This is a genomic window from Streptomonospora sediminis (assembly GCF_054778995.1).
Window position 1 is genome coordinate 1 of record NZ_BAAGYZ010000038.1, and the last position, 23,358, is coordinate 23,358.

A 23,358-nucleotide genomic window follows, 5' to 3' on the forward strand; every position below is an offset into this window, starting at 1 on the left:
AGCGCCGGCGGGCGGCCCGGGCGGCCCCTGGGTGGCGGCGCCGGGCACCGCAGCGTAGGCACCCGAGCGCCGCCGCCCGGCCGCCACCGGTTGCGGTTGCCCGGAGCGGCGGCCGGTCCGGGTGCGCGGACCACCGCCGCCCTCTGTTCCACTCAGCCCCATGCATCCTTCCTCAGCGGCCGTCCTCCGTTGCTACCCGGAGTTATACGGAAACTACATACCGCAACAAGGAGTGGTGGTGCGTAACACGCGGTGGTCCGCCGAAAACCCCTGCCGCATCGCGCCGCAAAGGTGTGCCCGCGCACGTCGAACCTCTAGGCTTGAGCCCGTGGCTGAGACCTCCTCGATCCCCGCAACGGCGGCCGGCGCGGCCCGCACCCCCTCCGCGTCCGGCAGCGAACGCCCACCCGTGCCAACCCACGACCTGGAACACGAACTCCAGGCCGGCGGCGCCGTGACCGTCGCCGGAGTCGACGAGGTCGGCCGGGGCGCATGGGCGGGACCGGTCGTCGTCTGCGCCGCGGTCACCGACTCCACCGCGGCCCCCGAAGGACTCACCGACTCCAAAAAGCTCACCCCCCAGCGGCGCACCGCCATGGCCGCACTGCTGCGGCCCTGGGTGCGCGACCACGCCATCGGCAGCGCCGACCCGGGCGAGATCGACGAACTGGGCATGACCCGGGCGCTGCGCCTGGCAGCCACCCGCGCACTTGAGGGCCTGCAGACCCGGCCCGACACCGTTGTCCTCGACGGCAAGCACGACTACCTGGGCGCCCCCTGGCAGGTGCGCACCCTGGTCCAGGCCGACCTGTCCAGCATCCCCGTTGCCGCGGCCTCGGTCCTGGCCAAAGTGCACCGCGACACCTTCATGGCCGGGGTCCACCCCGACTTCCCCGCCTTCGGCTTCGACACCTGCGTGGGCTACCCCTCGCCCGTGCACCGCGCAGCCCTGGCCGAGCACGGACCCACCCCCCACCACCGCATGACCTGGTCCTATCTGGACGATCTGCCCGCGTGGCGGCACCTGCGCAAGCAGCGCCCCGACCCCGGCGGCCAGATACCGCTGCTGTAGGCCGGCCGGCGCGGCGCCCCGGCTTTTCCGCACCGGGCGTACCTTTCCCGGGCGGGCAACCCCGTCGGCCGGCGGCAGCGCGGTCCCCGCTGCAAGAGCCACCAGGGTCACCGGGCGACCGGAACCCCAGAGCCCCAAAGCGGCAACAGCCGCACGAGCCACCACAGCCGCAATGGCCACCGGGCCGCGATACCGCCGCCGATCCGCTACGCAAGGAAGGGACAGGGATGCCGCGCGACGAACGTTCCCGCACCACCGATCCGCCCCGGCGCGCCTCCGCCCTGAACCGCCTGCGCGCCGTCTACTACGGCTACGCCCTGCGCACCCGCCTGATCGCGGGCCTGGTCGCCGTCACCGTGTTGGCCGCCGCGGCGCTCATCCTGGGCGGGCCGGTGCTGACGACCATGGGCGCGGCAGTGGCCGTCCTGCTGGTCTTCGCCGCCCTGATGCGCTCCAGCGACGCCGTCGCCACCGCGCTGATCAGCATCGGCTGGCTGATGCTGGCCTACACCCTGTTCCTCATCCCGATCCGGGTCGCCGACGCCTCGGTGCTGCTGCTCCTGCCGCTGCTGCCGCTGCTGGTTTCGTTCGCCGCCACCCGCATCACCGCCTTCCCGGTCTGGCACACCACGCTGCTCGCACTGCTGATCGGGCTGATCGTCGGCCTGGGCGTGGCGCTGGCCGGCATGCTGGCCGGATCGGCTCCGCCCGCGCTGGGGGTGCTCTGCGCCGCCGCAGCCGCCGGGCTGGCGCTGCTGTGGCGGGCGCTGGCGGCGCACCGGTTGCGCCGCACCATGAGCGACCTGTCCGCACCCGCGCGCGAAGGAGGCGTGCGCGGCGCCGCACCCGCTGCCGCCCCGGCGCGCCAGCGCGCGAGCGAGGGCGGGCGCGCCCGCCCGGGCCGCGGCGAGGACACGGACACGGACGCAGCGTCCGCCACCGTCCCCGTCGGCGAGGCACTGGCCGAGCTGGAGAACATGATCGGCTTGGACCCGGTCAAGCAGCAGGTGCGCGCGATCGCCGCCTCCATCGAGGCCGCCCGCCTGCGCGCCGACGCCGGCTACTCGGTCGACCGTCCGCTGCGCCACCTGGTGTTCTCCGGACCTCCCGGAACCGGCAAGACCAGTGTCGCCCGCACCCTGGCCACCGTCTTCCACTCCTTCGGGCTGCTGCCGACCCCCCGGGTGATCGAAGCCCAGCGCGCCGACCTGGTGGGGGAGTACCTGGGCGCCACCGCGATCAAGACCAACGAGCTGGTCGACCGTGCGCTGGGCGGGGTGCTGTTCATCGACGAGGCTTACTCGCTGGTCAACGACGGCGACGGCCAACCCGACCGGTTCGGTAACGAGGCCGTGCAGACCCTGCTCAAGCGCGCCGAGGACGACCGCGACCGGGTGGTGATCATCCTCGCCGGCTACGAGTCTGAAATGGACCGGTTCCTGGCCTCCAACACCGGTTTGGCCTCGCGCTTCGCCACCCGCATCAGCTTCCCCAGCTACAGCGCCGACGAGCTGCAGCGCATCGCCGAGATCCTGGTCGAGCAGCGCGGCGACCTCCTCGACGACCAGGCCCGCCCGGCCCTGCGCCGCCGTTTCGACCAGGCGGTGCAGCGCGGCGCCATCGACGACCTGGGCAACGGGCGTTTCGTGCGCTCGCTGGTCGAAAAGGCCGCCGAGGCGCGCGACGTCCGCGTGGTCACCTCGGGCGGTCCCGAACACCCGCCCGGCCCCGAAGACCTGGTGACCGTGCGCGCATCCGACATCGCCACCGCCTTCGACGGGCTGACCGCGCGCCTGCCCGGGCTGGGCGACACCCCCGACATCGATGAGGCCCTGGCCGAGCTCGACGCCATGATCGGCTTGGAGCCGGTCAAACGCCAGGTCCGTTCGCTGGTGGCCCAACTGCAGATGGCCAAACTGCGCGAAGAGCAAGGGCTGCGCAACCACCCGCCCATGCGGCACTTCGTGTTCTCCGGACCGCCCGGCACCGGAAAGACGACAGTGGCGCGCGTCCTCGGCCGTGTCTTCGCCGCGCTGGGGCTGCTCGGCCGCGCCGACGTCGTCGAGGCCCAGCGCTCGGATCTGGTCGGCGAACACCTGGGCGCCACCGCGATCAAGACCAACAAGCTGGTCGACCGTGCGCTGGGCGGGGTGCTGTTCGTCGACGAGGCCTACGCGCTGGCCAACCCCGGCTACAGCGGTGGCGACGCCTTCGGCGCCGAAGCGATTCAGACCCTGCTCAAGCGCGCCGAGGACGACCGCTCGCGCCTGGTGATCGTGCTGGCGGGCTATCCCGCCGAAATGGACCGGTTCCTGGCCAGCAACGCCGGGCTGTCCTCGCGGTTCAACATCCGCGTCGCCTTCCCCAGCTACACGGCCGAGGAGCTCACCGAGATCGCCGAGGCCGCGGCCGAACGCACCGGCGACGCCTTCGACGGCTCCGCCCGCGAGGACCTGCAGCGGATCTTCGGCTACGTGTGCGGCGAGGGATGGATCGACGAACTGGGCAACGGCCGCTTTGCCCGCTCCCTGTTCGAGAAGGCGTGCTCGCACCGCGACGTGCGGGTGGCCGACGAACTGGGCGAAAGCGCGACCGCCGCCGAGCTGACCCTTGTCACCAGCGACGACGTGCGCCAGGCCTACGACGAGGCCACGCAGCGCTGAAGCCGCTGCCGAGTCCGCGGCCCGCCGGCGCTGAGCCCGGACCGGACCGGGGTACCGCCTGAGATCCCGGCCACGTTCCGCCCGGGGCGTCTGCTGCTAGTGTCCGGGCCATGAGTGGACCCAACGCCCCCGTACGCCAGGCCGTTATCCTCGCCGGCGGCCAGGCGACCCGGCTGCGCCCTTACACCGACACCCGCCCCAAGGCCATGGTCGAGGTCGCCGACCGCCCGATCATCGACTACCAGTTGGAATGGCTCGCCGGGCACGGAGTCGAGCACGTCGTCGTCTCCTGCGGTTACAAGGCCGAGGTGCTGCGCGAGCACCTGGAGGACCATCCCGCAGGCCCCGAGACCACACTGCTGGTCGAGGACGAGCCGCTCGGCCGCGGCGGTGCGCTGCGGTACGCGGCCACCGGGCTGCACGATTCCGCAGCGCCCTACTTCGCGCTCAACGGCGACGTGCTGACCTGGTTCCCGCTGGACGAGTTCACCGGCTTCCACCGCGGCAAGGGCGGGGTGGCCACTCTCGCCCTTGCCCAGTACCAGACCAGTTGGGGGATCGTCGACGTCACCGGCGACGGCGCCATCGAAGGGTTCACCCAGAGCCCCATGCTGCCGTTCTGGATCAACGCCGGCGTCTACTTGTTCGAGCACTCCATCACCGAACTGCTGCCGGCCAAGGGCGACCACGAGTCCAGCACCTTCCCCGAACTGGCCGCCCAGGGCCGCCTTTTCGGATACCGGATCGACGGGTTCTGGCGGGGCGTGGACACGGTCAAGGACGTCAAGGAGGCCAGCGAGCAGATCCCGGCGCTGCTCGGCTCCCAGCCGGCGGGCTGAGCGCCCGCCGCGGGTCCGTACGCGGGCTGCGCGATCTGCGCGGCCCGCGAGGGCGGCGCGGACGGGCGGGACGGTGCCCGGTATCGTCGCGCCCGTGACGAACGAAGCACCGGGCCTGCTCCCCACCGCGCCCAACTTCCGCGACCTCGGCGGGTACCGGACCCGCGGCGGCGAGCGCGTGTGCAGCGGTGTCGCCTACCGCTCCGATGCGCTCGACCGCTTGGACGGCCCCGGCCGGCAGGTGCTGCGCGATCTCGGTATCCGACAGGTCATCGACCTGCGCACGGTCTTCGAACGCGAGACCAACGCCGACCGGCTGCCCGAAGGCGCCGACCATGTCGTGCTGGACGTGCAGGGCGACCACTCCACCGGTGCCGACCTGGTGGAGGTCCTCACCGACCCCGCACGGGCCGAAAGCGTCTTCGGCGACGGCGGAGCGGACCGTTTCATGCACGAGGTCAACCGGATCCTCGTCACCGGTGAGGACGCCCGCGCCGGGTACGCCGAGATGGTCCGGCGCATCGCGGCGGGCGCAGGCCCGACCGTCATCCACTGCACCGCAGGCAAGGACCGCACGGGGTGGGCGGCTGCGCTGCTGCTGGAGCTGCTGGACGTGCCGCGCGAGACCGTCTTCGCCGACTACCTCGCCAGCAACGGCCGGTTGGGCAAGCTCCGGGCGGCGATGCGCGGTATCTCCGAGAGGTCGGGCGTCGATTTCGGCCTCATCGAGCCGATGGTGGAGTGCCGCCGCTCGTATCTGGAAACGGCTTTCGCCGAGGTCGACGACGCCTTCGGCTCCTTCGAGGGCTACGTCACGGCAGGCCTGGGCCTGGAACAGCCCACCATCGACGCCCTGCGCGGCCGCATGCTGGACCCGGCCTGAGCCCTAGTAAGCCCTGTTCAGGAAGTGTGTGTTAGCGGCACCGAGGGCCGCGGTCGGTCCGGGCGGGCGCGAGTGTGTGTCCGTTATGTCGGATTGCAGGGTGGCAGTCCGTGCGTTATGTCCGGTTTCCGTTGATGATCATGTTGAAATGACCGTCTCAGCCTTGATATCTGGGCATTTCTGCAGGGTCGGTGCGCCCCTGTGTGGGCGGGGACCGGTGACCGCGCGCCCCGGCCGCCCGCGGCCCGTTGCTGCTGCTTTTCAGTCCAGGTCACCCGTCGCCCGGCCGCGGGCAAGGCCGCCGAGCGGACCCGTGTCCACAGCGGATCACAACTACGGGCGGATACTCAGAGCTCTTCGAGGCGGGCCGAGATGTCCTCGCCGGGCTCGGCGTCGCCGATGACCTCCATGAGGGTGCGCAGCACCACCGGGCGCTCGTGCCCGCGGTCCAGCAGGCGCTCGGCCGCGTTCCACAGCTCCGGCGGGTCGCCCTTCCACAGGTGCTCGGCGAGCCGCTCGTGCGCGTCGAGCGCCTCCTCGGTGGCGGCCGAGCCGGCGGCGGGGCCGGGATCGCCGGTGGAGTGCTTGCCCTTGTGCTTGATGGGGGAGTCGTACTCGCCGAAGTGGTCGAGCCGCAGCAGCGCGCGCCTGCCCTCGCGCGTGGCGGGGTCGAACTCGTCCTCGGATTCGGCGAGCAGTTCGCTGGTCAGCAGGGGGAAGGCGAACATCCGCCGGGGCAGCGCGGACAGGTCGCCGTCGGGCAGCAGCCGGCGCACCACCTCCGGCGGAAGCCCGAAGGAGGCCGAGACGTCCAGATAAGAGGTGGTGAAGGCGGACGTGGCCTCCCAGAGCGCGTCGAGGGTCGCGCTGACCGCCACCTCGGGCAGCCCGTGGCGCGGACCCGCCCACCGGATCCAGGCGGCCAGCACGTGCGGCATCGCCTCGCGCTCCTCGGGGAGCAGGATCACCCGCCGGGGCAGCCATCTCAGCAGGAACGCCTCGACCTTGCGCGGGCTGACCCGCAGTGGGCGGTCGGAATCGGCGTCGCACCCGTAGGCGATGATGTGGTCGACACAGCGGCTCGCGGCATAGGAGTCGGAGAGTTCGGCGGCGGAGTCGGAGGCCAGGAACCGCGCGGCGAGCATCGCCCGCCGGTCGCGGCTGCGCGCGGAACGGTTCTGGGTTTTCGGGTCGCGTGGCAGCACGCGGATCCGGGACCGGATCAGGGCGTGGTGGGCCGCCGCCTTGCCGCCGGTGAGCTGCCGGCCTCCCGCGTTGGCGGCGACGGCCCGGTCGGTCTGCCGGATGGCGCCTTCCAGCAGCGCGCGGGCGTGCTCCGGTTTTATCTGGCGGAAGGTCGGCATCGGGTCGCCGTTCTCGGCCCGGGCGCGGCAGTGCGCCAGGACCTTGTCGACCTTGGCGCTCACCCAGGCGTCGCGCAGCACACCGCCGGCGTTGTGGTCGACGACCGCGATCAGCGCGTGCTCGCCGGAGTCGGCGGCGCCGGCGCTGTCGTAGCGGAAGGTGGTGATGATGTCGTCGGTGTCGCCGAAGCGGGTGCCCGAGAGATAGGCGGCGACAGGGCGGGCGCGCCCGATCGGTTCGGCCCAGACGGGGCGGGCGGTCCCGAGGTCGACCAGGGCCGCGGCCCCCTTTTCGGCCAGCTCGCGCTGCCGCACAGTGGTGCCCAGAACCGAGATACCGGTGAGCAGGGCCAGGCCGGCCGGCGTGCCCGATGCGGCGGCGTGGGCGATCAGGCCCTCGCCCAGCACGCGTTCGATGTCGACACCTGGCACGCGGCGGCCCCACCACGAGCCGAGCATCTCGCTGACACCGACCTCGGCGTCGAGGGGATCGCGCGTGGCGAGCAGCGTGCGGGCGGCGCGCAGCATCTCGGCGAAAACCGCGTCGGGAAGGGCGCCGGAGTCCGGCTGGTCGGGCTGGTCCGGCGATTCGGGATCATCGGGCTGGTCTGGGTGGGGCGGTACGGACACCCCACAGAGCCTAGGGCACCGGCACCATGGGCCGGGGTGCCTCGGGCCGCGGGTCGCCGGGCGCCCGAGGATGGATGCCGCGGCCCGCGGTGGTCGCAGGCCGGGGCCGCTAAACCAGCCGGTCGTGGCCGTGGGCGCGCGGTGGGGCGATGAGGCCGGAGGGCGGGGCGGACTTGATCATCGCCTGCAGGTGTTCGCGGGCCACGCGTTCGACCAGGCCGGGGGTTGCCATGAAACCGAGGTGCTCGGCGCACTTCCAGGTGTCGTTGACACAGCGTTCGACGCAGCGATGGGAAAGCACGGTGAACTCGTCGTGGAGCCGTACGGCGATACGTTGCAGATCAACCACTGGATAGGTCTGAAGCATCCTTGCTCACGCCCCCTGCGCCCGCTGTGTCTGGTACGGCATCCCTCATCCATTTCACTTCGTTATGGCAGGGTGTCAACCCCTGCAACGGGCTGCCTTAACGAGGTTTTGCGCGCTGCTGGGCCGCGGCCGACGAGCGGTCGGGGCGGGCGGCGGTGGCCGGCGAGTGCGGCGCTGCCGTCACCGTTATGTCGCATTTGGGACAAGATATGGGCCAGTCGCAGGGTGGATTTACCCCTCTAATCTGCGCAAACTACATCGCGGCGGGAAAAGGTCGTCCGAAACGGCCGACAGGCGCCTAGGGTGGGCGCGACGGCGTATTATTTACCATCCGCTATGGCCGCTGACTTTCCGCTGTCCCCCCGTCTCGGCAAGTCGATGCGGTTGTGGCCTATGCTGATCCGGTGGCGGTTCCAGCCCGGCCTCCGTGCCCAAGCGGGGATCGCGCACCGCCGGTGCGTCATGGACGATAGGGAGTGATCGACGCGACCACCGGTGGCCCGCGGAAAAGCGGCGTCCACCCCACAGGTGCCCGGCCCGCATTGGTTAAGCTTCTGGCGCTCGCCCAGGCGAGCCCCCTCGAACGGGGGAAAGGACCCCGGAGGGGTCATTGTTGAGCACCGAGACGTCCGTTCCGCCCCCTCGCATGTCCGAACTGGGCCCCGTCGACTCCGCGCTGCTGGAGACCCTGCTGCGCGAGGCCCCGATCGGGTTCGCCTTTTTCGACCCCTCGGGCAGGTTCCAGCGGGTGAACCGGGCGCTGGCCGCGATCTACGGGATCGACGACGCCCAGTGCCGCGGGCGCACACCCGCAGACGTCCTGGCCCCGGCCGACGCCGCCGCCCATGAGGCGGCCATCGCGGCGGTCCTCGCCGGCGAGGGCGTGGTCAACAGCGAACGCCGGCTCACCGGCGGCGAGACCGACGACTCCGGCCGGCAGCGGCAGTGGTCGCTGGCCTGGTACCCCGCAAGCGGCGACGGCGAAGTCGACGGTGTGGCACTGATCGCCGTCGACCTGTCCGACCGCCACCGCGCCGAGGTCGCCCTGCGACGCACCGAGGAGCGCTACCGGTCGCTGCTCACCGCCACCAACCAGGTCGTATGGACCGCCGATGCCGACGGCCAGGTCCGCGAGGACTGCCCGCAGTGGCGCACCATCACCGGTCAGACCGCCGAACAGTACCTGGGGCGCGGCTGGCTCGACGCCGCCCACCCCGACGACCACGAGCAGGTCGAGCGCGCCTGGAACGACGCGGTCGCCGACCACGCCACCTTCGACGCCATCTTCCGGGTGCGCACCCAGTCCGGCGACTTCCGCTACTACCGCTCGCGGGCCGTGCCCATCATGCGCGGCGACTCGCTCATGGAGTGGGTGGGCGCACACAGCGACATCACCACCCAGCACGAGGCCGACGACATGCGCGGGCGCCTCACCCAGCAGCTGGGCGAGGCCGCGCTGCGCACCGTGCGGCTGCAGAAAGCCACCGCCGACCTCGCCGAGGCGCTCACCGTGGGCGAGGTCGTGCAGGCCATGACCGAGATCGGGCAGTCCGCCGTGGGCGCCGATTCCACCGCGGTGGGCGAACTCGACCGCGACGACCTGCGGCTGTACCTGCTCAGTGACGATCCCGGCGCCCGCTCGGGCACCCGGGCCGGCCACGCCGCGCAGGGCTGCCCGACGACCATGGAACTCGCCGCCCGCGAACGCAAACCCATCATCGCCGGCAACCCCGCCGAACTCCGGGCGCTGCTGGAGGACGAACCCGGCTCCGAGGATTACCCGGGCGCCGCCGACGAACGCGCCTGGGTCGCGCTGCCGCTGCTCAGTGCCGGCCAGCCGATCGGTGCGCTGCGTTTCGCGTTCTCCACCGCCCGCGACATCCCCGATGAGGAAAAGGTGTTCCTTGAGGCGCTGGCCGGGCAGTGCGCGCTCGCCCTGGAACGCGCCAAGCTTTTCGAGCGCGAGCACCGCACGGCCGAGGCGCTGCAGACCAGCCTGCTGCCCGAGGACCTGCCCAAGGTCAAGGGCATCCGGATGCAGGCGTTCTACCGCTCGGGCACCCAGCACGTGCAGGTCGGCGGCGACTGGTACGACGCCTTCCCGCTGCCCGACGGCCGGATCGCCGGAGTCCTCGGCGACGTCATGGGCAAGGGCATCAAGGCCGCCACCGGCATGAGCCGGGTGCGCAACGCGCTGCGCGCACTGGCGTTCAGCATGCCCGAGCCCGCTGATGTCCTCACCGGACTCGACCGGATGTTCGATGCCACCGAGGGCGCCGACCAGGTCACCACGCTCGTCTATTTCGTGCTCGACCCCGAGACCGGCCAGATCGACCTGAGCAACGCCGGCCACCTGCCGCCGCTGGTCGTGACCGAGCACGCCGCCCCGTGGCTGCTGGAGACCGACCCCGACACCCCGCTGGGTGTCAGCTCCGAGCGGGGCCACCACAAGTTTTTCGTCCAACCCGGTAACACTGTGGTGCTCTATTCCGATGGACTTGTTGAGAACCGGAAGCGTGCAGTCGCCTCCGGTCTCGACGAACTGGTCACCGTTGCGTCACAGGCGCGGCCGGAGGTGGTGGGCGATCCACAGCACATGCTCCAGTACCTTGTTGAGGGCATGCTCGCAGGGTATGAGCAGGACGACGATGTCACGCTGCTCGCCGTCCACCTCCCGGTGCTGGACATAGCACCGGAGTAGGAGACCGTACGAAGAAGTCCGCCACTTTGCCTAAGGTGGAGGAGCCATCAGCCCCGCTTCGGCGGGGGGTGGGTTCGAGGACCCGACGGTGGGGTTGGATCCGCGCACGGTGCGGAAAAATCCTACTGGGCGTATGTGCCCAAACGCTAGAGAGGGCACATACGCTGAAAGAAGTCGGTGTCCCCGTCGTCCAGGCGGGGATGATCCCGGGCAGGAGCGAGGAGAAGGCGGTGCCTTCCCCTCGCGGCTCATAGGGCCGCCGGGTCCAGCAATCTCGCCACACGTCCGTTCGAGAGGTGTTTGTGTCACCTGCCAGTTCGACCCGCTCTAAGCAGCCGGACTCGCTGCACGAGCCCGTCATCCAGCAGTTGATCGAGCGTGGGCGGTCCCAGGGGTACCTTGAGCCCGAGGACGTGCGCCGTGCCTTTGAAGAGGCCGACATCCCGATGTCGCAGGCGCAGGCCGTGCTTCGCAGCCTGACCAAAGAGGGTGTGACCCTCGTCGTGGGTGCCGAGGAGTCCGCGCCGTCGCGCCGCAAGTCCGGGGCGCGCCGCAAGCGCGAGACCACCAAGAAGCCCGCCGAGGCCGCGCCCAAGGCCAAGCGTGCCGCTGCCGCCCAGGAGCAGACCGCCGACACGGTTACGGCGGTCGTCGACTCCGCTTCGCCGACCGACACCGTCACCGCGCCGAAGAAGCGCGCTGCGGCACCGGTGCAGGAACCCGCACCGGAGGAAGACGGCGCTGCCGCCGCTGAGCCGGCCAAGAAGCCCGCCCGCAAGAGCGCCGCCAAGACCGCGGCCAAGTCCACCGCGCAAACCAAGAAGGCCAAGCCCGAGGCCAAGTCCGCCAAGTCCGCCGAGGGCACCGAGATCGCCGGGGCCGCTCCCGCCGCCGAACCCGCGCAGGGCGAGGCGAAGGGCGAGGACGACGACACCGCGATCGAGGTGACCGAGGAACAAGACCTCGAACTTGAGGCCACCGACGACGAATTCGAGGAGACCGGCGCCGAGCTGGAGCTCGTCGAGGACACCGACGACCGGCTCGCCCCTGCCGAGGGCCCGGTTGCCGGTTCGGGGGTCAAACCCGAGTCCGTCGGTATCCCGGAGAAGGCCGCCGCCAACACCTCCGAGGACGAGGCGTTCGTCCTCTACGACGATGACGACGACGCCCCGGCCGCCCAGGTGGTGGCCGCCGGTGCCACGGCCGACCCGGTCAAGGACTATCTCAAGCAGATAGGGAATGTGGCGCTGCTCAATGCCGAGCAGGAGGTCGAGCTCGCCAAGCGCATCGAGGCCGGCCTGTTCGCCGAGGAGAAGCTCGCAGACGAGGCGCACACCCTCACCAACGAGTTCCGCGACGAACTCGAATGGATCGCCGACGACGGCGGCCGGGCCAAGAAGCACCTCCTTGAGGCCAACCTGCGCCTGGTGGTGTCGCTGGCCAAGCGCTACACCGGCCGCGGCATGCTGTTCCTGGACCTGATCCAGGAGGGCAACCTCGGGCTGATCCGCGCCGTTGAGAAGTTCGACTACACCAAGGGCTTCAAGTTCTCGACCTACGCCACGTGGTGGATTCGCCAGGCGATCACCCGGGCGATGGCCGACCAGGCCCGCACCATCCGTATCCCGGTGCACATGGTCGAGGTCATCAACAAGCTCGCGCGGGTGCAGCGGCAGATGCTGCAGGATCTCGGCCGCGAGCCCATGCCCGAGGAACTCGCCAGGGAACTCGACATGACCCCGGAAAAGGTTGTCGAGGTGCAGAAGTACGGCCGCGAGCCGATCTCGCTGCACACCCCGCTGGGCGAGGACGGCGACTCCGAGTTCGGCGACCTCATCGAGGACTCCGAGGCCATCCAGCCGGGCGAGGCGGTCAGTTTCACCCTGCTGCAGGAGCAGCTGCACTCGGTCCTGGACACGCTCTCGGAACGAGAGGCCGGCGTGGTATCGATGCGGTTCGGGCTGACCGACGGCCAGCCCAAGACCCTCGACGAAATCGGCAAGGTCTATGGGGTGACCAGGGAGCGAATTCGGCAGATAGAGAGTAAGACCATGTCGAAGCTGCGCCACCCGTCGCGTTCGCAGGTGCTGCGCGACTACCTGGACTGACCCGGGCGACCTGGCTGGCCGGACTACTGGAGCCGAACGGATTGACCGAACCGGGCGGGCCGAGTGGATCGATCGGACCGGCCGGACCGGTGCGGACCCGCCCGTCGGCCCCACTGCGCTGACCTGCCCGGCGCAGCGGACGAAAGGCGACGGGTACCCGCTGATGCGGATGCGCGGAAATCCGTGCTTCGGGGACGGTGTGCGCAGTGTCGGGCGGCCGCGGGACCGGCCCTTCGGCGCTGCCGGGGCCGATGCTCGGTCTCGTGTCGCGTTGTCCATACTCCGTGTCGTTCGTGGTGCGCTTTGCCGGTGCCCGCCGAGGGGCGGCGGGGCCGAGTGCCAAGGGGTTGAGCGCCGGCAGGCGGTGCGGCGAGCCGCTGCCGCCGATGTGCCGGTTCGACGTACCGGCCGGGCCGGTCCTTCCTGACCAGGGGGACCGGCCCGGAACGTTTCAGCGGCCCGACCTGGTGGGCTCCCCATGTGTGTGGCGACTTTCCAGGGAGCACCAGGGCCATGCAAGCCGCCCCGTATAACTTCCTCATCCGACACCGGTAATCATGCCGAGTACCGTGTATGGCGGAGATAAAGCGTCGAGACCTGTTCGTTATGCAATGGGCGGACGGGTCGGTGCGCTGCCGTTGCGGCCGACCGCGGCGGGCGGCCTACGCCCGCTCGACCACATCCAGCGTCCACGAGCGGCTGCGGCCGGCGGGACCGCTCAATTCGGCGGTGTAGCCGAAGTCGTTCAGCGCCGCCGCGACCTCAGCGGGGGTCTGCGGGTCCACCCCTTCGGCCAGCAGGCTGTGTGCGATGGTGCCGCGCGCCGCCTTTGCCATGTGGCTGACGACACTGCGTTTGGCCGCGGCTCCCGTGCCGGTTTCGCGTAGCACCCGCACCGACACCGTGCGCTGGGCGGTGTCGCCGCCGGGCCGCCACGCCGCCGCATACACCGATGAGCGGCAGTCGATGATCAGTCGGCCCTCGGCCCGTTTGTCCAGCAGGTCGCTGAGCTGCGCACGCCAGAACCGCCCCAGCGCGCCGATCCCGGGCAGCCGCACACCCATCGACAGCCGGTAGGGCGGTACCCGGTCGCCGGGGGCGAGCACGCCCCAGAGCCCGGAAAAGATCAGCACGGATCGGGCAGTGCGGTCGGCCGCCGCGGAATCCAGCAGGGCCGGCAGCGCCAACCGGTCGTAGAGCACACCGGTGTAGAGGTCGGCCGCGCGCAGCGTGGACGCCCGGCCGAGCGCCCGGTTGCGCCGCACGGCTTCGCCCTGGGCGGCGGAGAGCTCCAATATTTCCCGGGCCGCCTCTTCGGGGCCGCGGCACAGCTCCTGCAGCCGCTCCAGCACCGCCTCCCGCGCCTCGGCGACCTCGGGCAGCGCCAGCTCCGGCATGGAGACCGGTGGGCCGTCGCCGGACAGGGCCTTGCCCTCGGAAGGCGGCAGCAGGATGAGCATGCGGAATCTTTCCAACTGGAGGATGCATAACGGCGCGGTACGCAGTGCGCACGACCGGCGCAGGACGGGAGGGTGCGGCCCGCGGCGAGGGGGCCGCCCCGCAGCCGCCGCGGCTCCCAAGGATAGGACTCCGCCGGGCCGCCCTGCGCACACCGGCCCGACCTGCGCCGAGGCGCGCGTCCGAAAGCCGGCACGGGGGTCCGGAATGGGGGCGGCGCCGGTATTCCGATGCCCCCGGTACTTCCCGCCGGGCACTTCCCGGCCGGGATATCCCGGACAATAGGTTGGGCGCTTGCCGCCTCGGGAGCACGGAGGCACCGGGCGGAGGCCGCGGCGCGGCGGTCACGGAAACAGCAGCGCAACATCGGGAGGGCGCGGTGCAGGTGCGGTCGGGAGCGTGGTGGGCACAGCGGGTGGCGGCGGATTGGCCGGCAGCCGAAACCGAGACCCGTTCGGGTTGGCGGCTGTCCTACAGCGAAGGGGTGACCCGGCGGGCGAACTCCGCGGTGTGCCTGGAGCCGGGGGCTCCCACCGAGGTCGTCGAAAGGTTCTACCGCGAACGCGGGCTCGCGCCCTGCGTACAGATCTGGCCCGGCGACGAAGAGGCCGATGAGCGCCTGGCCCGGCTCGGCTACAGCGTGGAGCGCGCCGCGCAGGTGATGGTGCGCGACCTGGGCGAACACCCGCCGGCCGCGGACACCGGCGGCATGGGTGTTGTGCCGTCGCCCGATGCCGCGTGGCGGGCGCTGTGGGCCGAAGCCGGCCAGCCGCCGGAGCGTGTCCCGGCGCTGCACCGCATCCTGGACCGGGCACCGGCCGTCGGCTACGGCCTGGCACCCGCGGGCGCCGCCCGCGGGTGCGTGGTGCTGAACGGAGAGTGGGCGGGGGTCTACGCCATGGTCACCCGCACCGCCGAGCGCGGCCGCGGGTTCGCCGGCGCGGTGTTGGAGACGCTGCTGGAATGGGCTCGCGCCAAGGGCGCCGAGCGCGCCTACCTGCTGGTGCAGGAGGACAACGCAGCGGCCCTGCGGGTCTATGAGCGGGCGGGTTTCGCGGTCGAATGCGCCTATCGCTACCGGGTGGCGCCGGAAATACGCGGTTAGCAGGAGCCGTTGGTACCGGCTGCGGGCAACCTGCGGGAGTCTGCGGGCGACACCGCACAGCGGGCCGCGCCGCCGGAGCGGCCGGACCGCGATGCGGCGCCCGGAACAAAAACCGGCGGCGGCCCTCGGGGAGGACCGCCGCCGCACGCTATTCGCTATGAACTAGCGCTCATCCTCGGCGGACGCGGCCGGGGACTCTTGCAGCCGGCTGGTCTCGTCCTGGATCTCCGAGGCGATCTTGCGAATCGAATCGTCATGCTCACGCATGTGATGCGCGCAGAACAGCAGTTCGCCACCGGAGTTGAGAACTACTCGGACGTACGCCTGCGCACCACAACGGTCGCAACGGTCAGCAGCCGTCAGCGGCTGGGTGGGGGCAAGGGTTCCAGTCACTTCGCCTTCCTCAATACTCGGCGCTAGTCACTCTGCACAACATCTAACCGGCCCGAGAGCTTCCCAACCAGCCCCTCTGTACGCCAACAGCGGAATCGGCCGTATCCAGCCCCGACTGGCGGGGGATTCTGGGGCTTTCCGGCCGGTTACTGCCGTTCAGGAGGTCCTCGCACGGTGGTCGATGGTGATGGGCCTCACCCTACTCGTACCCGGTCCCGGTCCGCTGCACCGGGCCGCGAACCGGGTTCGGGAGGGAGCGGATGCGGTCAATGGGGCGCCGGTGATGCCGTGGAGTGCCCGAAAGGCCCCCGAACGCCGGTGATGCGGCGAGGGCCGCCGAATCCGAGGTGGTAATCTCACGCGTGGTGTGCACGTGATGATCAGGCGACCGCGCCGCTGCGCTTCGGTGAACCGCACGCCACCGGCGCCTTCGCCGCGCCATGGCCCGGATCCGCTCGAATGCCGCCCGCGGCGCTCGGGTCGCCCCGCCGACCCGGGGCCGGCCCACGGGGTGTGCAATGGTGTCACGTTCCTGTCACACCGGTGCGTCAAGCTGGCCGCAGCAGCACCTGCCCCTGTCCGCCCACGTCCAGCGCACGCACCCCGCCCCGATCAGTGCGCCGGCCCTGTCCGTCGAACGCAGGAGAACCCCACGTGACCGCCCTTACCGCAGCCGTCGACGAGCCCGAGGACTACTCCGCGCGGCATCTTTCGGTCCTGGAAGGCCTTGAGGCGGTCCGTAAGCGCCCCGGTATGTACATCGGGTCCACGGACAGCCGCGGCCTCACCCACTGCATGTGGGAGATCATCGACAACTCCGTCGACGAAGCGCTGGGCGGCCACTGCACCCGCATCGACGTCGTGCTGCACGGCGACGGCTCCGTCGAGGTCCGCGACAACGGCCGCGGCATCCCCGTCGACGCCGAACCCCGCTCCGGGCTCTCAGGTGTCGAACTTGTCATGACCAAACTGCACGCGGGCGGCAAGTTCGGCTCGGGTTCCTACACCGCCTCCGGCGGCCTGCACGGCGTGGGCGCCTCGGTGGTCAACGCCCTTTCCGGCCGCCTGGACGTCGAGGTCGACCGCGAGGGCCGCACCCACGCGATGAGCTTCCGCCGCGGCATCCCCGGGACCTTCGACGGCGAAGGCCCCGACGCAGCGTTCACGCCCGGCTCCGGTGTCGAGGAGGTCCGCCGGGTGGCCAAGAAGGTCACCGGCACCCGCATCAGGTTCTGGCCCGACCGCCAGATCTTCCTGAAGGACGCCGACATCACCCGCGATTCGCTGCTCGACCGCGCCCGCCAGACCGCGTTCCTCATCCCCGGGCTGGCCATCGCCATGCGCGACGAACGCTTCCCCGACGAGGGCACGTTCGAGGAGGAGTTCCGCTTCGACGGCGGGATCGGCGAGTTCTGCACCTACCTCGCCCCCGACGAAGCGGTCAACGACGTGCTGCGCATCCAGGGGACGGGCAACTTCACCGAGACCGTCCCCGTCCTCGACGACCAAGGGCACATGACCCCCACCGAGGTCGACCGCACCCTTGAGGTCGACATCGCGCTGCGCTGGGGCACCGGTTACGACACAACGGCGCGCTCCTTCGTCAACGTCATCGCCACCCCCAAGGGCGGCACGCACATCGCCGGCTTCGAGCGGGCGCTGGTGCGCGTGGTCAACGACCAACTGCGCGCCAGCAAACTGCTCAAGGACAAGGACGACCCGATCACCAAGGAGGACGCTCTCGAAGGGCTGACCGCGGTCATCACCGTGCGGCTGCCCGAGCCGCAGTTCGAGGGGCAGACCAAGGAGATCCTGGGCACCTCCGCGGCGTCGCGCATCGTCTCCCAGGTCGTCGGCAAGGAGCTGCGCACGTTCCTGGCCTCCACCCGCCGCGGCGAGAAACAGCAGGCCCGCGCGGTGCTGGACAAGGTGGTCAACGCCGCCAAGGCCCGCCTCGCCGCGCGCCAGCAGCGCGAGACCCAGCGGCGCAAGAACGCGCTCGAAAGCTCCGCGCTGCCGGCCAAGCTCGTCGACTGCCGCAGCGAGGGCCTCGACCGCAGCGAACTGTTCATCGTCGAGGGCGACTCCGCGCTGGGCACGGCCAAACTGGCCCGCGACTCCGAGTTCCAGGCGCTGCTGCCCATCCGGGGCAAGATCCTCAACGTGCAGAAGTCCTCGGTATCGGACATGCTGAAAAACGCCGAGTGCGCTGCGATCCTGCAGGTCATCGGCGCCGGATCCGGTCGCACGTTCGACCTGGACGCCGCCCGCTACGGGCGGGTCATCCTCATGGCCGACGCCGATGTCGACGGCGCGCACATCCGCTGCCTGCTGCTGACCCTGTTCTACCGCTACATGCGCCCGCTGCTGGACGCCGGCCGGGTGTATGCCGCGGTGCCGCCGCTGCACCGCATCGAGCTGACCAACGTCCGCAAGAAGCGCGGCGCCAAGCCCGAGGACCGCTACATCTACACCTACACCGACGCCGAGCTCCAGCGGCAGCTGCTCGAACTCGAAAAGAAGGGGCTCAGCTGGAAGGAGCCGGTGCAGCGCTACAAGGGCCTTGGTGAGATGGACGCCGACCAGCTCGCCGAGACCACCATGGACCCCCGCCACCGCACGCTGCGCCGCATCCGCGTCGAGCACGCCGAGGAAGCCGCGAAGGTGTTCGACCTGCTCATGGGCAACGAGGTCGCGCCGCGGCGCGAGTTCATCTCGCAGGGGGCCCAGGAACTCGACCTCAGCCGCATCGACACCTGATCGCGGGGCCCGCGCGGGCCGGTGCGGCGCACTGCGCGCCGGCGCCCCCGCGCGGGCCCCTGCGGGCTCACGTGGGCGGCAGCCACCGGCCCTGGGCCAGGAACCGCTCCACCGCCGCCGTGTAGGGCGCCGGGTCCATGCCGGCGGCGGCCACCCACTCGTCGTCGTAGTAGCTGTGCCGGTAGCGTTCGCCGCCATCGCAGATCAGCGTGACCACACTGCCGCGGCGGCCCTCGTCCAGCATGCGCGCGATCAGATGCCACACGCCCCACATGTTGGTGCCGGTCGACCCGCCCGCGCTCAACCCGGTGACCTCGTTGAGGTGGCGCATCGCCGCGATGCTGGCGGCGTCGGGCACCGGCACCATCAGGTCGATGACCGAGGGCACGAAGCTGGGCTCCATCCGCGGCCGGCCGATGCCCTCGATCCGTGAGGGCATGCCGGTGGAATAGTCGGCGGCTCCGGTGACCCAGCCCGGGAAGAACGCCGAGTTCTCCGGATCGACCACCGCCAGGCGGGTATGGTGCCTGCGGTAGCGCAGGTAGCGCCCGATGGTGGCCGAGGTGCCGCCGGTGCCCGCGCCCACGACGATCCATTCCGGCACCGGATGGCGTTCCATGGCCAACTGCTCGAAGACCGACTCGGCGATGTTGTTGTTGCCGCGCCAGTCGGTGGCGCGTTCGGCGTAGGTGAACTGGTCCATGTAGTGCCCGCCGGACTCAGCGGCCAGCCGCTCGGCCTCGGGGTACATCTCGGCGGGCACGTCCACGTAGTGGCAGTTGCCGCCGTAGCGCTCGATGAGGGAGATCTTCTCCGGGCTGGTCCTGCGCGGCACGACCGTGACGAAGTCCAGCCCGATGAGCCGGGCGAAATAGGCTTCGGAGACCGCTGTGGAGCCCGAACTGGCCTCGACGATGGTGGTGCCCTCGCCGATCCACCCGTTGGCCAGGGCGTAGAGGAACAGCGACCGGGCGAGCCGGTGCTTGAGGCTACCGGTGGGGTGGACCGATTCGTCCTTGAGATACAGGTCGATGCCCCACTCGGGCGGCAGCGGGAAGACGTGCAGGTGCGTGTCGGCCGAGCGGTTGGCATCGGCCACCACTCGGCGGATCGCCTCGTCCACCCAGGCGCGGGTGCGGGCGGAGGAACGCTCCACGCAGGGGTCGCGTCCTTCGGGACCGTTGGAGCCGGCGGATGGGGTGGTCATGCGCCGACCTTATCGGCCGGGTTCCCGCCGGTCGCGCAGCGGCCGGAGGCGTGCGCACCGGTGCGCTCACCTCAAGGCGGGCGGTGGTGCGAGCCGGCCGGCGCGGGCGGGGCGGGCGGGAGCGTGTGCCCGCCCGCCCCGCCGGCCGGGTCGGGGGCCCGGCAATGGCCCGGTCAGTCCAGCGAGCCGCCGGACATGGCCGAGTGCATCCGCCGGTAGGGCGCGGCTTCGTCGGCGCGGCTCTGGCGCTCAAGGGAGCGTGCGAGGGCGATGTGGGCCCAGCTGTCGCAGGGGTCGAGCTCGATGATCCTGCGGAAGGTGTGCTCGGCCTTGACGAGCTGTGCCGAGTGGAAGTAGGCGCGGCCCAGCAGCTCCAGGATGGACCTGCTGCCGGGTTCGTCCTCGGCGATGGGTTTCAGGATGCGGGCGGCCTCGATGTAGTCGCCCAGGTCGAAGTACAGTTTGCCGCGGCTGAAGGTCTCGTAGGTGGTCTCCTGCACAGGGCACTCCCTTCGTCGGGCTGCACAACCCGGAAGCGGAACGTGCTATTCCCGTCCCTCGTTGCCCGTTTCCCGATCGCCCCGCGGCTCACACGTCGGCGGGCTCCACGCGGCCGGTGTCGACGTCGTAGACGGCGCCGGCCACCGGCAGGTCCCGCGGCAGCAGCGGGTGGTGGCGGATGCGCTCCAGGTCGTGGGCCAGCGCGCCGAGCTGGTCGGAGTCGGTGCGGAACTCCAGGCTGCGGGTGTCGATGCCGTGTTGCCGCTCGATCAGCGCGTGCACCTCGTCGTCGCCGGAGACCGACGCCATCTTGCACCGTGTGTGCGGCAGGACCAGCACCCGGTCGACCTCCAGCAGGTAGACGGCCAGGACGAGCGTGCGCAGCGTGTCCTCGGTGACACGGGCGCCGGCGTTGCGCAGGATCTTGGCGTCGCCGGGCTTGAGGCCCAGCGCGTCCAGCGGCTCGATCCTGGAGTCCATGCAGGTCACCAGCGCCAGCCCGCGGGCGGCGACCGGGGCCAGGCCGGCCAGTTGGAATCCGGCGGTGTAGTCGGCATTGGCGGCGTAGAGGTCGTCGAATGCGCTGTTCATTCGGTACTCCCGAAGGCTCGGCCCGCGCGGGCGGGCGCACCCGCCCGCTTTGCAGGGCAGCGGTGGTCGCGGCGGGAACCCCGCCGCCGCACTGGCGCGGCGGCGGGTCCGCAGGACCGCGTCGGTCGGTGCGGGCCACCGGGAACCGGCGGCCCTGCAGGGGTCTCGGCCAGGCGCTCGGCGGCTCCCGGGGGACCGGGTACCGCCGCGCACCCGGCTCAGGTGGTGCCGGCGGCCGTGGCGACTCCGGTGTCGGTGCGGCCGGTGCCGATCACGGCGATGGTGCGCGGCATCGGCTCGCCGGAGCCGTCGCGGCGCTCGTCGAGGTCGGGCAGCCGGATCGGACCGCCGTCGGCCTTGCTGGCGCGGGCCGGCGCCCGGCCGACCCAGGCCAGGATGAGCTGGTCCTCGCCCTTGAGGAACCGCTGGCAGCGCACCCCGCCGGTGGCTCTGCCCTTGGTGGGGAACGCCTCGAATGGGGTGACCTTGGCCGAACCGGCCCCGATTCCGGGCAGCTCCTCGGTGGAGCTCCCGGCGACGGTGAGGACCACGGTGTCCTCGGGCAGCGAGACCGCGCCGAACCACAGTGCCGAAGCGCCCTCGGGCAGCCGCACACCGGTCACGCCGCCGGCGGGGCGGCCCTGCGGGCGGACGGTATCGGCGCTGAAGCGCAGCAGCTGCGCCTCGGAGGTGACGAAGACGAGGTCCTCCTCGCCGGTGGTCAGCTGCGAGGCGCCGATGACCCGGTCGCCTTCGCGCAGGTTGATGATCTCGAAGTCGTCCTTGTTGGCCGGAGACTCCGAGGTCACCCGTTTGACCACGCCCTGGGCGGTACCGACCGCGATTCCGGGGCCGTCGTCGTCCAGGGTGGCCACCGACACCGCATGCTCGCCCTCCTCCAAAGAGACGAACTCCGTTATGGGCAGGCCGTGGGCTTGCGGTGGGGAGTCGGTGGCGTCGTCGGGCAGTTCGGGCAGCTCCACCACCGGCACCCGGATCGCCCGGCCGAAGTCGGTGACCACGGCGATGTCGGCACGGGAAGTGGCCGGTACCGAGACCGCGGTGGCGTCGTGCTGGGTGCGCAACCCTTCGTGTACCGGCGGTACCTGCGGGCCTGCGCTGCGGCCCAGCAACCCGGTCGCGCTGAGCAGCACGTGGCAGGGCTGGTCGGCCATTTCCAGGGGGATGGAGGCGTTGCGGGTCTCGCCCGAGCTTTCGCGCAGCACGGTGCGCCGCGGGGTGGCGTACTCCTTGGCGACGTCGCCGAGCTCCTTGGAGACCAGGCGGCGCAGCTTGGTGTCGGACTCCAGGATGGCGGTCAGTTCCTCGATGTCCTTGGTGAGCTGGTCGCGCTCGGTCTCCAGCTCCAGCCGGTCGTACTTGGTCAGCCGGCGCAGCGGGGTGTCGAGGATGTAGCGCGCCTGTGTATCGGACAGCTCGAACGTGGTCATCAGCCGCTGGCGGGCCTGGGCGGTGTCCTCGGAGTCGCGGATGAGCGCGATGACCTCGTCGATGTTGAGCAGCGCCACCAGCAGGCCCGCGACCAGGTGCAGCCGCTCCTCGCGCTTGGCGCGGCGGTACTCGCAGCGGCGGCGGACCACGTCGAGGCGGTGGTCGACGAACACCTGGAGCAGGTCGCGCAGGCCCAGTGTGCGCGGCTGGCCTTCGACCAGCGCCACGTTGTTGATGCCGAAGCTCTCCTCCATCGGCGTGAGCCGGTAGAGCTCCTCCAGCACGGCTTCGGGGTTGAAGCCGTTCTTCAGCTCGATGACCAGGCGCAGGCCCTGGTTGCGGTCGGTGAGGTCCTTCAGGTCGCTGATGCCCTGCAGCCGCTTGCTCTGCACCAGTTCCTTGACGCGGCTGACGACCTTCTCCGGGCCGACACCGTAGGGGAGTTCGGTGATGACCAGGCCGGTGCGGCGGGGCGTGACCTTCTCGACGCTGACGGTCGCCCGCGTGCGGAAGGTGCCGCGGCCCTTGCGGTAGGCGTCGCGGATGCCGTCGAGCCCGACGATGGTGCCGCCGGTGGGCAGGTCGGGGCCCGGCACGAAGCCGAGAAGGTCGTCCAGTGTGGCGTCGGGGTGGGCGATGAGGTGGCGGGCCGCCGCGACGACCTCGCCGAGGTTGTGGGGGACCATGTTGGTGGCCATGCCAACGGCGATGCCCGAGGTGCCGTTGACCAGCAGATTGGGGAAAGCGGCGGGGAGTACCTCCGGTTCGTTCTCTTGACCGTCGTAGTTGGGGTGGAAGTCGACGACATCCTCGTCGAGGGAGGTCACCAGAAGCTGAGCGGCGCTGCCCAGGCGGGCTTCGGTGTAGCGCATGGCGGCCGGGGCGTCGTCGCCGCCCAGCGAGCCGAAGTTGCCGTGCCCGTCAACGAGCGGCACCCGCATCGCGAAGGACTGGCTCATCCGCACCATTGCGTCGTAGATAGCCGAATCGCCGTGCGGGTGCAGCTTGCCCATCACCTCGCCGACCACGCGGGCGCACTTGACGTGGGCGCGGTCGGGGCGCAGCCCCATCTCGTTCATCTGGTAGAGGATGCGGCGCTGGACGGGCTTCATCCCGTCGCGGGCGTCCGGAAGGGCGCGCTGGTAGATCACCGAGTACGCGTACTCCAGGTAGCTGCCGCGCATCTCCTCGGACACGTCGATGTCGATGATCTTCTCAGCGAGGTCCTCGGGCGGTGGAGAGGTAGTACGGGCCATGCCGGTAA

At 71.0% G+C, this 23,358-nt stretch carries 16 protein-coding genes; 8 read left to right on the top strand and 8 right to left on the bottom strand.

The features are described 5' to 3' along the window. The first annotated feature begins 346 nt into the window (after positions 1-346). From ACYVD5_RS10165 to ACYVD5_RS10180, 4 genes are all read left to right on the top strand, one after another. Positions 347-1,072 (top strand): ribonuclease HII, encoded by a 726-nt coding sequence (locus ACYVD5_RS10165; protein ID WP_461000758.1) that lies wholly within the window; start codon positions 347-349, stop codon positions 1,070-1,072. A gap of 227 nt (positions 1,073-1,299) precedes the next feature. Beyond that, positions 1,300-3,735, top strand: coding sequence for an AAA family ATPase (locus tag ACYVD5_RS10170; protein ID WP_461000712.1), 2,436 nt, complete (start codon positions 1,300-1,302; stop codon positions 3,733-3,735). A gap of 110 nt (positions 3,736-3,845) precedes the next feature. Beyond that, positions 3,846-4,574, top strand: a complete 729-nt coding sequence (locus ACYVD5_RS10175; protein WP_461000713.1) for a nucleotidyltransferase family protein — start codon at positions 3,846-3,848, stop codon at positions 4,572-4,574. 94 nt (positions 4,575-4,668) lie between these two features. After that, entirely contained in the window at positions 4,669-5,457 is a 789-nt protein-coding gene (locus tag ACYVD5_RS10180; protein ID WP_461000714.1) for a tyrosine-protein phosphatase, read from the top strand. Between the two features lie 347 nt (positions 5,458-5,804). On the opposite strand, the gene ACYVD5_RS10185 is transcribed toward ACYVD5_RS10180, so the two are convergent. Together ACYVD5_RS10185 and ACYVD5_RS10190 are read right to left on the bottom strand one after the other, a co-directional pair. After that, entirely contained in the window at positions 5,805-7,349 is a 1,545-nt protein-coding gene (locus tag ACYVD5_RS10185) for a hypothetical protein (RefSeq protein ID WP_461000759.1), read from the bottom strand. 211 nt (positions 7,350-7,560) lie between these two features. Continuing rightward, on the bottom strand, positions 7,561-7,818 hold the full coding sequence (locus ACYVD5_RS10190) for a hypothetical protein (protein ID WP_461000715.1): 258 nt from the start codon (positions 7,816-7,818) through the stop codon (positions 7,561-7,563). 646 nt (positions 7,819-8,464) lie between these two features. Between ACYVD5_RS10190 and ACYVD5_RS10195 the strand changes: the two genes are divergently transcribed. Further along, positions 8,465-10,519, top strand: coding sequence for a SpoIIE family protein phosphatase (locus tag ACYVD5_RS10195; protein WP_461000760.1), 2,055 nt, complete (start codon positions 8,465-8,467; stop codon positions 10,517-10,519). A gap of 413 nt (positions 10,520-10,932) precedes the next feature. Further along, entirely contained in the window at positions 10,933-12,627 is a 1,695-nt protein-coding gene (locus ACYVD5_RS10200; protein ID WP_461000761.1) for an RNA polymerase sigma factor, read from the top strand. A gap of 662 nt (positions 12,628-13,289) precedes the next feature. Here ACYVD5_RS10200 and yaaA read toward each other — a convergent pair. Next, entirely contained in the window at positions 13,290-14,087 is a 798-nt protein-coding gene (gene yaaA / locus ACYVD5_RS10205) for a peroxide stress protein YaaA (RefSeq protein WP_461000716.1), read from the bottom strand. Between the two features lie 377 nt (positions 14,088-14,464). Here yaaA and ACYVD5_RS10210 point away from each other — a divergent pair, with 377 nt between their 5' ends. Then, positions 14,465-15,190 (top strand): GNAT family N-acetyltransferase, encoded by a 726-nt coding sequence (locus ACYVD5_RS10210; protein WP_461000717.1) that lies wholly within the window; start codon positions 14,465-14,467, stop codon positions 15,188-15,190. A 162-nt stretch (positions 15,191-15,352) separates the two neighbouring features. Here ACYVD5_RS10210 and ACYVD5_RS10215 read toward each other — a convergent pair whose 3' ends face one another. Further along, entirely contained in the window at positions 15,353-15,583 is a 231-nt protein-coding gene (locus ACYVD5_RS10215; RefSeq protein WP_461000718.1) for a DUF7455 domain-containing protein, read from the bottom strand. A gap of 654 nt (positions 15,584-16,237) precedes the next feature. Here ACYVD5_RS10215 and ACYVD5_RS10220 point away from each other — a divergent pair. Next, a complete protein-coding gene (locus ACYVD5_RS10220) occupies positions 16,238-18,343 on the top strand; it encodes a DNA gyrase/topoisomerase IV subunit B (protein ID WP_461000719.1) in 2,106 nt (701 codons plus the stop codon). Between the two features lie 67 nt (positions 18,344-18,410). Here ACYVD5_RS10220 and cds1 read toward each other — a convergent pair whose 3' ends face one another. From cds1 to ACYVD5_RS10240, 4 genes are all read right to left on the bottom strand, one after another. Then, positions 18,411-19,550 carry an L-cysteine desulfhydrase Cds1 gene (gene cds1 / locus ACYVD5_RS10225; RefSeq protein ID WP_461000720.1) on the bottom strand — a complete coding sequence of 380 codons (1,140 nt, stop codon included), beginning with the start codon at positions 19,548-19,550 and terminating at the stop codon, positions 18,411-18,413. Positions 19,551-19,723: 173 nt separating this feature from the next. Beyond that, positions 19,724-20,050, bottom strand: a complete 327-nt coding sequence (locus ACYVD5_RS10230; protein ID WP_461000721.1) for a tetratricopeptide repeat protein — start codon at positions 20,048-20,050, stop codon at positions 19,724-19,726. A gap of 88 nt (positions 20,051-20,138) precedes the next feature. Next, a complete protein-coding gene (locus ACYVD5_RS10235; RefSeq protein WP_461000722.1) occupies positions 20,139-20,642 on the bottom strand; it encodes a beta-class carbonic anhydrase in 504 nt (167 codons plus the stop codon). A gap of 218 nt (positions 20,643-20,860) precedes the next feature. Further along, positions 20,861-23,350, bottom strand: coding sequence for a DNA gyrase/topoisomerase IV subunit A (locus ACYVD5_RS10240; RefSeq protein WP_461000723.1), 2,490 nt, complete (start codon positions 23,348-23,350; stop codon positions 20,861-20,863). Positions 23,351-23,358 lie beyond the last annotated feature (8 nt).

What these genes read in the sequence shown, in the direction of transcription:
- ACYVD5_RS10185 (WP_461000759.1), bottom strand. Translation starts at nt 7,349, where the DNA reads ATGCTGCGCGCCGCCCGCACGCTGCTCGCCACGCGCGATCCCCTCGAC.
- yaaA (WP_461000716.1), bottom strand. Translation starts at nt 14,087, where the DNA reads ATGCTCATCCTGCTGCCGCCTTCCGAGGGCAAGGCCCTGTCCGGCGAC.
- ACYVD5_RS10195 (WP_461000760.1), top strand. Translation starts at nt 8,465, where the DNA reads ATGTCCGAACTGGGCCCCGTCGACTCCGCGCTGCTGGAGACCCTGCTG.
- ACYVD5_RS10235 (WP_461000722.1), bottom strand. Translation starts at nt 20,642, where the DNA reads ATGAACAGCGCATTCGACGACCTCTACGCCGCCAATGCCGACTACACC.
- ACYVD5_RS10190 (WP_461000715.1), bottom strand. Translation starts at nt 7,818, where the DNA reads ATGCTTCAGACCTATCCAGTGGTTGATCTGCAACGTATCGCCGTACGG.
- ACYVD5_RS10170 (WP_461000712.1), top strand. Translation starts at nt 1,300, where the DNA reads ATGCCGCGCGACGAACGTTCCCGCACCACCGATCCGCCCCGGCGCGCC.
- ACYVD5_RS10240 (WP_461000723.1), bottom strand. Translation starts at nt 23,350, where the DNA reads ATGGCCCGTACTACCTCTCCACCGCCCGAGGACCTCGCTGAGAAGATC.
- cds1 (WP_461000720.1), bottom strand. Translation starts at nt 19,550, where the DNA reads ATGACCACCCCATCCGCCGGCTCCAACGGTCCCGAAGGACGCGACCCC.
- ACYVD5_RS10175 (WP_461000713.1), top strand. Translation starts at nt 3,846, where the DNA reads ATGAGTGGACCCAACGCCCCCGTACGCCAGGCCGTTATCCTCGCCGGC.